This window comes from Paraprevotella xylaniphila YIT 11841 (assembly GCF_900683745.1).
GTDB lineage: Bacteria > Bacteroidota > Bacteroidia > Bacteroidales > Bacteroidaceae > Paraprevotella > Paraprevotella xylaniphila.
In genome coordinates this window covers 3,446,040-3,458,682 of sequence record NZ_LR215980.1, presented here as the reverse complement: position 1 = coordinate 3,458,682, position 12,643 = coordinate 3,446,040, and the positions used below count along the sequence as shown (strand labels likewise).

Annotated in this window: 9 protein-coding genes; all 9 read left to right on the top strand. The window is 55.3% G+C overall.

Annotation, left to right across the window (positions count from 1 at the left end; genetic code table 11):
• Position 1 precedes the first annotated feature (1 nt).
• The 9 genes from E0E47_RS14475 to E0E47_RS14435 all read left to right on the top strand — a co-directional run bounded on the left by E0E47_RS14475 (position 2) and on the right by E0E47_RS14435 (position 12,619).
• The gene (locus E0E47_RS14475; RefSeq protein WP_018665661.1) at positions 2 to 1,312 is read left to right on the top strand and encodes a hypothetical protein; all 1,311 of its coding nucleotides are present in this window, start codon (positions 2 to 4) and stop codon (positions 1,310 to 1,312) included.
• A 135-nt stretch (positions 1,313 to 1,447) separates the two neighbouring features.
• Positions 1,448 to 6,214 carry a hypothetical protein gene (locus tag E0E47_RS14470; protein WP_117677916.1) on the top strand — a complete coding sequence of 1,589 codons (4,767 nt, stop codon included), beginning with the start codon at positions 1,448 to 1,450 and terminating at the stop codon, positions 6,212 to 6,214.
• A gap of 49 nt (positions 6,215 to 6,263) precedes the next feature.
• A complete protein-coding gene (locus tag E0E47_RS14465; RefSeq protein WP_122139561.1) occupies positions 6,264 to 6,557 on the top strand; it encodes a hypothetical protein in 294 nt (97 codons plus the stop codon).
• Positions 6,557 to 6,880 carry a hypothetical protein gene (locus E0E47_RS14460; protein WP_018665658.1) on the top strand — a complete coding sequence of 108 codons (324 nt, stop codon included), beginning with the start codon at positions 6,557 to 6,559 and terminating at the stop codon, positions 6,878 to 6,880. The genes E0E47_RS14465 and E0E47_RS14460 overlap by 1 nt, the downstream gene beginning before the upstream one ends.
• A gap of 108 nt (positions 6,881 to 6,988) precedes the next feature.
• Positions 6,989 to 7,669 (top strand): hypothetical protein, encoded by a 681-nt coding sequence (locus tag E0E47_RS14455; RefSeq protein WP_122139566.1) that lies wholly within the window; start codon positions 6,989 to 6,991, stop codon positions 7,667 to 7,669.
• On the top strand, positions 7,662 to 8,594 hold the full coding sequence (locus E0E47_RS14450; protein WP_122139560.1) for a leucine-rich repeat domain-containing protein: 933 nt from the start codon (positions 7,662 to 7,664) through the stop codon (positions 8,592 to 8,594). The genes E0E47_RS14455 and E0E47_RS14450 overlap by 8 nt, the downstream gene beginning before the upstream one ends.
• A complete protein-coding gene (locus E0E47_RS14445) occupies positions 8,591 to 9,484 on the top strand; it encodes a hypothetical protein (RefSeq protein ID WP_121972118.1) in 894 nt (297 codons plus the stop codon). Before E0E47_RS14450 ends, E0E47_RS14445 begins: the two co-directional genes overlap by 4 nt.
• Positions 9,474 to 10,040, top strand: a complete 567-nt coding sequence (locus E0E47_RS14440; protein ID WP_122350364.1) for a hypothetical protein — start codon at positions 9,474 to 9,476, stop codon at positions 10,038 to 10,040. Before E0E47_RS14445 ends, E0E47_RS14440 begins: the two co-directional genes overlap by 11 nt.
• Complete coding sequence (locus E0E47_RS14435; protein WP_130894029.1) at positions 10,037 to 12,619, top strand: hypothetical protein; 2,583 nt, start codon at positions 10,037 to 10,039, stop codon at positions 12,617 to 12,619. The genes E0E47_RS14440 and E0E47_RS14435 overlap by 4 nt, the downstream gene beginning before the upstream one ends.
• Positions 12,620 to 12,643: the final 24 nt, after the last annotated feature.

The following is a 12,643-nucleotide window of genomic DNA, read 5'->3' as shown; positions in this document are numbered from 1 at the left end:
TATGGCAATCAAAGTAGCACGCGGACAAGTCACCATCATCGACCAGAATGATGCTGTCTCCTTACAGGCGTTTATCGGTTCCTCGCAACCGCTGACCCAGGTATTCAACAAGGATACCGGCGCGTATGCCCCCTCGTGGGCGGCATCCCCGTACCTGATATTGACCCCTTCTCTGTTTGTCAGCGGCAAGGCGGCCGTAGACCAGATCTCATCCGTCGGCAACGCGGCGACATTGACAGCCGGTGTCAAGAGCGGTTCCGCCAAATGGTACAAGGACGGCACGGTCATAACTTCCGGACAGGACAGCTGCACGATCGGCGCCGCTTCCGCCAAATACGCCCTGACCGTCAAGGCAAACCACATGACCGTTTCCGCCCCGCAGGTACGGTATACTTTCGAGGCAATCTACATCGATGCCAACGGGCTGGAGATTCCTTTCCGTGCGGAGGTACAGTTCACCCAGCATCTGAACGCGGGGGCGATGATTGCCGCCGTGGCTTATGCCCCCGACGGCATTGTCTTCAAGAACGATGAAGTGGCTACGCTCAAGGCGCACTGCGACCTGTGGCGGGGCGCCACCATCGATACGACCAATGTGACCTATGCCTGGGGCATCAAGGACTCTGCGGTATTCGCCAACACGACCCTTACAGCCGAGGCAAAAACCGGTGCGACCACCGTTACCGTCGCTTCCGTCACCAATATGGAAGCCGGGGGTAAAATCTCTATCGGGTCCGTGCAGTACACCATATCGGCAGTAAGCGCTTCAACCAAAGTGGTAACGCTGACTTCGGCACTCACGGGAACCAGCGCTTCTGGCAGTCCGGTATCCTGTCCGTATTACAATGCAATGCTGGGGGCCGGATGGGCCTGCCTGACTTCCGCCAATCCCCGTGGAGTGACGGCAGGCTGGACCACGAACGAGATTACCATTACGGCGGATGCCGTGCTGAATTTCGAGACATTCAAATGCGCCATCAAGGATACGGATACATCAGCGGGCAACAGTTCGGCAAACAAGGTGGTCTGCGATATCATCTCGTTCACGGACATGTCGGACCCCATCACGGTGGATCTTGTCAGCCAGAAAGGGTTCACGATAAAGAACAACGGCAACGATGTCGATGCCAAGGCGGTACTGTACCGCAACGGAGAGGAACTGGATGCGAACGGCACAGCCTATACTTATACATGGAAATTGTGGAACTCGGCCGGAACATCGGTCATAAAGACCTATACGGGAAAATCCATCACCGTATCGAAAGCGGATGTGACCGGCAAGGGCGTACTCATGTGCGAGGTATCGAAATAATATAGAAACGTTATTGATTTTAATGGACGGTGACCGGTATGAATCGGTCGCCGTATTTATTGAATGGCAATATTCTTATTTGTGACGGCAACCTGCTACCATTCTTTTGGCCTATACTTTCCGTAAAGAGCATATATGGTAAAGACACTGGTCGCCCGGGGGCAGGCGACAATCCACATACAGAAAGACGGCTATACCATCAGCCAGTCGCTCGGAGAATATGTCTTCCCCGCGGATGCGGACGGGAAGATACCCTCCGCCGTATCCGTCACTTCCACCATCCAGGTAACGCTCGGGGATTCCGATTTTTACGGATTCTCCATCGGACCGGTTGTCAAACCTGCCGGGTTCTCTTCCATATCCGTCAACAACAGCAACAAGACCATTACCTATAACATTGCGGCGGGTACGGCCACGCTGGCCGACCATGGTACGGTTTCCATTCCCGTCATCATATCCGGAGCTACCTATACCCTGTCATTTGTCTGGTCGAAAGCCAAATCCGGTACGCCGGGAAAAGACGGTGCAGATGCCTCCATGCTCGACTGGGTCAAGGAGTGGAACACGGGCAAGACACTTATCAACAACAACACGGTCATTACCCCGAAACTGTTCACCGGCATCAAGAACAGCGACGGCACTGTTTCCGGTATCGCCATCGGTTCATTCCCACTTTCCGTAAAGACAGCTTCCGGAACGGTTACTGTCGAAACTGTCAACGGCATCTATGGCTTCAAGGACGGTTACAAGACCTTCTACGTGGACAACGGGGGCAACGTGCAGTTAGGCAACGGCAGCCAGTCCATCAAATACAACGCTTCCACCGGCAAAATCGAGTTCGGGGCTGATGTCAGCCTGAACTGGGCCGGTGCGGCCTATATCGATAAGGACGGCATCTTTACCGGAAAACTCTCCGCCGATACCGTGAAAACGTTGCATCTCGATGCCACACAAATCACCTCGGGCACGATTTCAGCTTCTCGTATCGACGTGGCCTCCCTGAAAGCCTCGCTCATCACCGCCGGAAACATCAATGCCCTGACCCTCACGACCACCAAGGGAAGCATCGGAGGGTGGAGTATCGACAGTGACAGCATCTATCGCGGAACGAAGAAGAATGCTGCCAATACCTATACGGCGGCATCCGGATCGATGACTGTCGGATCAACGGGTATCCGTGGCTATAAATGGCGTCTTGAATCGACGGGAGCCGGTGCGGTGGCGGGCGGCAATATCGTGTGGGACGCTTCCGGAAATGTTACTTTCGCCGCTTCCGTTTCCCTTCAATGGACAGCCCCGATTGATTCCATAACCACCGCTCTGGGTGGTAACACCTACCCCAAACTGACCAAAATCACCGCGGCAGGTATTTATACCGGGAGCATTACCGCCGGTCAGATTACTGCCGGTACCATTTCCGCCGACCGTATAGCGGCGGGCAGCATCAATGCCTCCAAACTGGATACGGCCAGCGTGAAAGCCTCGCTGGTTACGGCAGGCAACATCGAAGCCCTTACGCTGAATGTCACCAAGGGCAAGATTGGAGGCTGGATGATCGGAGCGACGGCATTGAGCGGCAGCCATATCCTGCTTGACAGCGGGAACAGGCGCTTGGTGGTCTATGGATTGAACTCCAGCGCGACAGCCGGACAACGGGTACAGCTGTATTATGGCAGCGACAGTGATTTCGGGCTGTACGCGACCAACAGCGCGGGGGCATGTATCGCCCGTCTCGGTTCACAGAACAATATCGCCGGGTGGACGATAGATGTGTCTTCCATCCGGAAAGGCAACGTGGTGTTGGGCGGTGACGGTTCGATAACGAACGGTACAAAATGGAAGCTGAACAATGACGGCAGCGGTCAGATCGCTTCCGGAAACATTTCGTGGGATGCAGCCGGGAAAGTCTCGTTTTCCCCCGCTGTCTCCCTGCTGTGGAAAAACGACATAGAGGCGGCTCGGAAATCCAATTACGGCTATCCTTACTACCATAAGATTGTCATCAACGGAGAGGAAGACGTGTATTATCCTGTCATTTTCAAAGGCGGCGAGCAAACCGTCAAGCGGGATATCCTGATCCGTCGCGGTTATAGCGAGCAGGCTCCTGACAGTTGGAACACCTCCACCCATAAAGGCGGATTGATCCTGCTTGTCAAGGCCAATTTCGGCGGTTGGGGCGGTATCGCCTATTCTTGGGACATCTACGAGCTTTCCGAGATGTACTGCCGCATGTTTGCCGGGGCCGCCCTGTGCGGTAACAACTGCATGTTCGCCGTGTTCCTGCGTGGCGGCGGGACGGGCGGTGCGGTCTACCATATCTATTCCGACCAACCGATCGTCAGCAGTGCCATGAGCCCGTCCCCCATACCGGCGGCTCCCCAAATCGCCTATAACTCGGATTTGATTTTCCAGAGCGGTTCCACGAAAGCGAACGCCCCGGCTCCCCGTACGCTGACCGCTTCCGTGGAGGAAGAGATACGGCGCAGGCGCTTTATCGCATTGGCGCAAGGCAGCGACAGTACCCTTGCCGCCCATCCGTTGACTTATATCGGCTCTACGGGAATTTACACCGGAACATTGACGGCGGCGCAGGTCAATGCCGTCAGCATCAACGCATCCAGCATCAAGGCCGGGACACTCTCGGCTGACCGTATTGCGGCGGGCAGTATCAATGCCTCCAAACTTGATGCGGCCAGTATCAAATCCTCGATCATCAATACGGCCTATATCAACGGTCTGAGCTGTACCTTCACCAAGGGGAAAATCGGGGGCTTTACCATCGGGAGCGACAACATCACCGTCGGCAGTGTCGGAACAGCCGGTGCCATACCCTTGCAGATCCGCTCGGCATCAGCCGGAAGCGGTTACTGGTACACGGGAGGGTACAAACCATTGGGCATTACGCTGACCTGGCATCAGAGCAGCAATGCCGGCCATATTGTCTTCGGACAGATTGCGGCAAGCGGGAATACGGTCAAGACCGGATTCATCGGCATACAGATGATGTCCTGGGACCATCTGGAATACTTCTGCCTGTCGGCCAATTATACCAAAAGCGGAGCGAAGGAGGTCTATAACCGCATTGCTGGGTGGGCATTCGACCATAACCACATCTGGAAGAACAACATCTCGTTGGGCTCGGACGGTTCGATCACGAACGGTACAAAATGGAAACTGAACAACGACGGCAGCGGGCAGATTGCGGGAGGTAATATCTCATGGAACGCTTCCGGTTCCGTTATTTTCGCCTCTTCCGTGTCTGCCCAATGGACGACCGGAATCACGACCGCCCAGGAACTTGCCTCGGCCATGGCGTTCGGCAAGATGCTTTACCGTGACCCCACTTTCTGGAAAGGGAACAACGGCACTGCCGTCTATAACAATTCCGGTAACGGCATGGTGACGATTACCCGGGAGCAGGACACGGCCGCCCCCAATGACAGCAAGTACGTACTGAAGATACAAACCAAGGGTACGGCCAGCCCCGGCAACGGGGGATTCTATTTCGGAACGACTTGCAGCTCGCGCAAGGTACTGGTCGCCCGTATCATCGCCAAGATACCGGCCGGACGCAACATCTGTTGGGCGACCAACAGCATCGGCACAGGCGGCTCAAGTCGCTGGCTCACCCCCACGGCCGGTACGGGAGACTGGAAGGAGTACATCTACAAGGTCGTCTGCGGGACCTCGAATTTCTCCAGCACCCATTACTTCTATATCGACGGGGCACAGGGAACGGCTTCCACCCCGCTGACCTGGTATGTGGCCTATGCAACGGTCTTTGACCTGACATCGACGGAAAAATATACCACCACCATTGACGCTAATGGGGTATACACCGGTACCGTGAAGGCGAACCAGATAATCGTGGACAGTGCGTTGGTGGTTGGCGGAAGTTCCTATAACGGAAGTGTCTCCGTCAGGGATGCGAACAACGCTGTCAAAGTGACCCTTGACAGGACAGGCATCACGGCCGTGGCCGGTAAGATCGGCGGGTGGGCAATCGGAACAAGCTCGCTTACAGCATCCGCCCCAAGTTCCGGACACCGCATTGTCATCAGTGCATCCGGCTATATCTATCATGACAATCCTTCCTCGGGAAAAGATTACTGGGGTCTGAAGACTGACGGTTCCGCCACGTTCGGATGCGGGAAGATCTCGTTTGCAGCTGACGGTTCCGGGTATCTTGCCAACCAGAATATCAAGTGGGACGCCGGCGGTAACGTGACCATGACCGGAACGATCAATGCCAACGCCGGGACCATCGGGGGCTTTTCCATCGGTCAGGGACGTATCGGCTCTACCGCTTCGGGTAGCGGTTCCGGGGGTGGACTGGCCATTTACAATGACCTGTTCCGCGTGGGAAACACCACCTCCTATGTCCTTTTCGGGGCGAACACGTTTCCGGCATCCACAGGTGGTACATGCGCCACCGGCAGAATCGTGAACAACAAGTATAATTCATACCTGAACAACTACGGGCTGTATATCGAGGTAAAGAATGGATACAGGAATTATGGTGTGTGGTCCAACGCGGCATTGGTCGGTCCTGCCGCCATAGGCATCAAGATGAAGACCGTATATTTTACGGGCTCCGGGTATTCCATTGACTTCTCCGCCGCCAACATCTTCTGCATCTATGCCAATGCCACCTATAATGTCAGCCTCCCCAGCGCATCGTCAGTCGCGAGCATGTTCGGGTATTCGAGCCTTCCATCGGATTTCGCTTACGTGTTCACGTTGTTCTACAGTTATAACTGGGGTGGACACGTGAATATCATGAATGTGAGGAACCAGAACGGGGGCACGACAAACTACGGTATGGAGAGAGGGGATTCACTGACCCTTCTTTGCTGCAACTACCCGTCATTCCACTATCAGGCATTAAATTACAACAGCTAGTAACCGGAATCCATAGCCTTGCCCTATACTTATTAAAAAGCCAAAGCGTATGAACATTACCAACATCACTGTCACCAAGACCGCTGAAGAAAAGACGGAGAACGCCTCCTATGTATTGGAGTATTCCATTGTCAATGACGAGCTGAGCCGTCTTCATGTTTCCGTGAATGAGAAGGAAGCGGATACGGAAGGGAACATATCCCCCATCGGGATTATCTACATGGAACAGGGGAACATCTCCTGTAATCTTCCCGCTGGAAGGGAACTGGGTCCCATATTCCGGGATTTCGACAAGATGCAGCAATATATCCGTGAAAGTATCAATCCTAAAAAAGAATCATAATGGAACTGAGTGTCAAGGACCGCCTTTACCTGCCGACCTTCCTGCCGGCACGCGGCAACTTCAAGGAATTCAACCTCAAAAAGGAAATCCTGCGTAAAATCGCCATCGGTGACGAGGAGCGTAAAGCCATCAACCTTCGTGAAAATGCGGAAGACAAGCGTATCGAGTGGGACGTGGAGAAAGAGCATCCCTTGGAGGTAGAGTTCTCCGCCGACGAGATGGCCTACCTGCAAGCCGCCTGCGAGAAGATCTCGGACGAGGAACTGCCCGACGACATGTGGGGCACCGTGGAGGCGATTTATAACGAAATCTCCAACGCATAAACCGAAATTTCTGTCTGCCGCTACTCTTTACACAAAGAGTACCCCGGTCGTACTCTTGGGTGCGGCCGGGATTTTTATATCAACACCATGGCCAGAGAGGATATCATAATGGATGCCGAATACGGGGAAGTGGAAATGTCCGGACGGGTTGCCGGAAAGACTTTCCATAACTTCCGCCTGCTTGACAGCGTGGAAGATGCCGACAATGCGGACTTCCGCCACGGGGAGATAACCGTACCGGCGGACTTCCTCTCATCGTATAGCGATGCAAAAGGTATTCATATCCGTATTCCCTATACGCCCGACAACCGGTTATTGACGGTACGGATTGCCATGGAAAGCGGGTCCGGCGGCGTGGAATATGTGCGTTGCGCAGCCACCGGCAAATGCTGGTTCCCTGTCATGCAGGAATATGGTGACGGGACGAGGCAGGCGGTGACCCTGCCTTCGCTCTATGCCTTGAATGAAGACGGCCTCTATAACCTGATGATCAGGGAAGACTGCCTGGTTGTCTACAGCGGCGAGGAGACGGACTTCGGGATCGGAGCCTCCAAGATGCAGAACGGGACATTCCTGCTCAAGGCCGTGGCCGGCAATCTCTACCAGCATCCGACTACCGGTGTGGGGCTGATAGACTTCCTGCACTCCAACATGGAGAACAACGGCCTGGCCGCCAAACTGCAGGCGGAGTTTGGTGCGGACAAGGTCGTCATCAAGAACGCCTATATAGACTCGGCAACAGGAGAACTGTTGCTGGAAACCGAGGAGAAGGAGGACAACCATGGGTAATTACCGAGTCATCACCGGACAGAACATCTATGATGTGGCCCTGCATCTGTACGGAAGCATCGAAGGGATTGTGGACCTGCTTATCAACAATCCGGATCTTTCACTGGAAACGGAACTCCGCACCGGGCAGGAATTGACCTATACCGACGGATTCATCATCAATGCCGATGTGGTCGCCTATAACGAGATGCACGGCATTGTACCCTCCAACGGTGAACGGCATGTCTATCCCAAACATTTCACCCTCCCGCAGGCGGCCGTATTTTCGTTGTCAGCGGCACTTGTGTCCGTGCAGTGCGAGGTTTCCGGAACGGGAACGTTGGAAATCGACTGGGGCGATGACAGTGCAGCGGAAACCGTCATTCTCGGCCATACACCGTACACGCTGCACCATACGTTCAACAGCCGTGTGCGCCACAAGCGCAGGATCCGGTGGTTTGCCGATGCCTCGTTCCGCCATATCGACTGGAGCGGCATGAACCCCTCGTCCGTCATCCTTCTCCGTGAGCTGCACGTGGAAGAACTGACGCTCCGGGGTTGTGCCCTTGCACTGGACGGTTTCCGGATTTTGTCGGGCACTTACCGGATAGACCTGTCCGGAAGCATGATATCCGACCTCTTGCCGCTCGTCGAATGCCGTGGCCTGATGGAACTCGACCTGTCGGAGGCGCGGATCAGGCCGACCGTATTGGACGAATACCTGATGGCTATCGTGGAACGCTACGGCAACCGGCGTAACTGCCGGATGACACTGCCTGTCTCCCCGACGGGGACTTACAGGGAGCCGGACCGGGACGAAACGACCGGGCGTTACCGTATCATATCGGGTATGGAGGCCATATGGGTCATCCTGCATGAGGAGAGCTGGAACGAGGGCGGAGCCTGGGAGTTTATCATCGACAATAAAACCTATACAGTGGAATGAGCCGTACGATCAAGGAAATATACAACGAGGCCGTTGCGGAACGCAACCGGAGGCTGGAGCTGGCAGAGTTTGCCAGTGACTCCAAGCTGTCTGTCATGAACGGCATCCTCTGGGTAGTGGCGGCAGCCATATACAGTTTCGAGACCCTGCTGGATGTCTTCGCGGTGGATATTTCCGAAGCCATCAACGGGCGTATCAACGGTACGCCTGCCTATTATGCCAATGCCCTGCTGCAGTACCAGCAGGGGGACGAACTGACGGTGCGGGAAGACGGGCTGGCGTTCGGCTATCCGAATGTCGACGAGAGCAAACGCATCATCACGCAGGTATCGTATGTGGAGAGTACCGATGACCGGAATCTGGACAGCAAGCTGATCCTGAAAGTGGCCACCGGCACGAAAGGCAACCTTTCCGCCATACCGCCTGAAGACCTGGTACCCATCAACGCCTATATCGGCAAGTTGAAGTTTGCCGGGACACGGGTGGAGGTCATCTCCACCAAGGGCGATGTGCTGATACCGCGCCTGACGGTCTTCCATGACGGGGCCGTACCTGAATCCGAGGTATATGACGCCATCGAGGAGCAGCTGAACGCCTATATGATGGAAATCGACTTCGATGCCGCCGTCTATGTCTCCCGTCTGACGGATGCCGTACGTCGTGCGGAACATGTGACCGATGTTCATATTGACGAGGATGCGGTACCCGAACAGGGAATCTTCATAGCCAGCCACGATACCGACGGCCATATCCGGCCCCCGCAGCGTGTCGCCCGCATGACCCATACCGCATCGGGATACCTGAAAGAATCATCCGGCAAGGACGAGGAGGCCGGCCTACCCAACTTCCGTGAGGCCATCATCCTGAAAATAGAGAACCATGAGGTATAAGTTATCCATAGACCGCACCGTAAACCGCCTTGTCCCGCACTACCTGTCGGGACGGAAATTCATCCTGTTCGTGCAGAGCTGCCTCTACCCGCTGCAACGCACCAACGAGTGGTTCCGCAGTTTCACGAGGGAACGGCACATCGAGGCGCGCATGACCTCGCAGGTCATCTATTTTGAGTGGTTCCTGAACTACCGGTTCGGCAAATACATCAAGGACGGCAAGGACCGCATCTTCATCAAGGACAGCACGAGTGTCGGTGTGGACCTGTATCACGAAGGGGCGGAATACCAGCGTCCTTTCACCGTATGGTACAACGGGGAACAGGTTACGACGGACAACGAGGCGGAACGCCCCCGTCCGTTCTACCTGCTGGCGGAAGAGAAGCTGATCAACAAGGTCAGCTTCATGGTCTGCGTCCCGCCTGTCACCATACCTCCGCAGGAACTGATCTATATGCTTTCCTATGTGGTGAACACCTATAAGACAGCAGGCAAGACCTACCTGATCAAGATCGACGAAGACGAATACACCCCCAATAAGAATACAGGACAATGAAAGAATATATTGCGGAAACCGGCGGACGGTATACCTACTCGGACGATATCCTGAACTTGCAGGAACTGGCTCTCAGCATGAGTGCCGTTTTTGACGGCTGCTCGGACTTCATCATCTCCGGATGCGAGATCGAGGGTCCCCGCGTCTCCCCGGGTTATGTCTGGCTCGGCGGAAAGGTACGCCGTTTCGACGGCTGCGCCGATGCTGTCTATCCCTATTATATATACGAAATCAACCGGCATGAATCGGTGGTCTACGCCAATGAGGTCAACAAGCGCGGGCGTACCTGTTATCTCTGTGCCGGGGCCAAGGCTGTCCCAGATACGGTCGATCCGGTTACCGGCAAACTGCCGGCGGCCATCGAGGTGACGGAGAGCTACGCGCCCCGGTTCATCGACAAGTTCTTCGGACGCTATGCTGTCCTGCTCGATACACCTTTTGCCCGGCAGACCGTCAAGAAGGATCTGGTGCTGGCCGGAACGTTCACCGGGCAGAAAGAAATCAGCTCCAAGACCGCCGTCTCCGTCAGCGGCGGGAACGGCTACATGCTCAAAGGCATCGTCAAGGCGGACGGCCATGCCGCCATCGGTGCCTACCTGCACGGTCTGCTTGTCAACGAGATTGTCATCCGGACGGACGGCACGTTCAGTTTCATGAAACAAGGCAAGGAACTGGCCAGGGTTACGGAAGACGGCATATCCTGCGGTACTTCGCTGAATGAAAACGCCCGGATCGGGGCTGTCCGCATCAAGGGATACGACATTTATAACACCTCGGATGTGACGGATGAGGGTTGTATCCGTATCAATTACCACGGCACGGAGGGCGGCGGAACAAAATACCGTGACTTTGCCGTGCATGACGGAAAAGCCTGCACCACACCTGTTTTGAAAGTCATCGGGCGTACCGCCACCCTGCAGGTCGGCGGACTGCTCTCCCTGCAAAGCACCGGACGGGGTATCGATATTCAGAATACCGCCTATACGAAAGACAATGCCAGGCTGACAAACCTGATTACCTGGCGTGACAGTGCCGCCGCGCTGCTCGCCACCGTCGGTTTCGACACCACTGACAGTTTCCGTTTTGCGCTGAGGAACGCTCTGGGCGACATCGTGCTTGCCCCTTTGGGAGCGGTGGATGTGCTCGGTACGCTTAAAATCAACGGAAAATCCGTGTCCGACACCTATGTGACCGTCAGGGCCTTTACGGAGGCGATGGGAAAGAAAGTGGATGTGGTAGAAGGCAAACAGCTCTCTACCGAAGACTTCACGACCGAATACAGGAAGAAACTGGCGGCTATCACTACCGGAGAACTGACGGAGGGCGGCGAAGGTTATGTCACATCGGGAACCGTCGCGGCGGCTTTGAAAATGAAACTCTCCGCCGACGGGAACCTTTCCGATGTCATGGACAAGGCTGCCGCCCGGAAGAATATCGATGTCTATTCCAAAGCGGAAGCCGGGGAGGTATTTCTGGAAATCTCCGAAGGATTGAAGGAGCTGGTGCGCCTGACGGCGGACGAGATCAGCGGGCTGACGGCAGAGGAAGCCGCCGAACTGAAAGCAAAGCGGCAGGCGGCCGTCAGGGATACCCTCGATGCCGAAAAGAAAGGTACCGGGGAGCTGAAACTGACCAAGACCTCGAACCTGTCCGACCTTCCGGACAAGGGCAAGGCACGCAAGAACCTCGAAGTCTATTCCACGGCCGAGATAGACCGGATGATGGACGGCAAGCTCGGGACTGACTCCGCTTACGAGGGCATTGTCTTCACAGCCGAACTCAGGGACAAACTGCTGGAAATCAAGACCGGTTCGTTCGCCTACATAGATGAAGGTGGCATTTCGCACGCGCAGGTCGAGGGATACGTGATGACCTCGCAGGTTGTCAGGGAACTCAAGAAAAAGGCGGAACGGCTGATGGGCGGCTACAACGCTTCCGAAAAGGATACCATCGCTACCAACCTGAACCTGTATACCAAGGTCGGGGCGGACGCCCGCTTCGCCGCGCTTGAAAACCTGTTCCAGGATTACATCGACTTTTTGACCGGGCAAGGAAAATCCCCCATGGAAGCCCGGCAGCTCCTGCGGAACAAGTTGGACGTGCTGTCCAAAGACGAAATCGTCAAGGACTACCTGCGCAAGGACGGCAAACTTTCCGACCTGTCCTTGCCGACAGCGGAGGCGAAACGGCAGGCCTGCCGCGCTATCGGTGCCGCCTATGCGGAAGAATACCAGCCCCTGCTGGCGGATACAGGATGGATACGGATGGAAAACAGCGGCTCGGGAACAGATACCCAGGGGCTGTTTGTCCGCCAGATCGGGAATATCGTGTCCATACAGGGGTATATCAATACCGCACGCAGGGACGGCAGCAACTGGGGCGGCATCGTGGCCGTCATCCCGAACAAGATACAGCCCCCGAGATACAGCGTGCGCTGCAGCGCCGCTGACTGGAACGATGACCACAAGTACAACCGGGGCTCCTCGTTCACCATCTACGGCGGTTCGCGCAGGATACAGCTTTACGAGCGCGGTATGTACAATGTCAATGTAGAACTCAACTTCACCTATTTTGTATAGTCATGAAACATAAACTCAATGTAA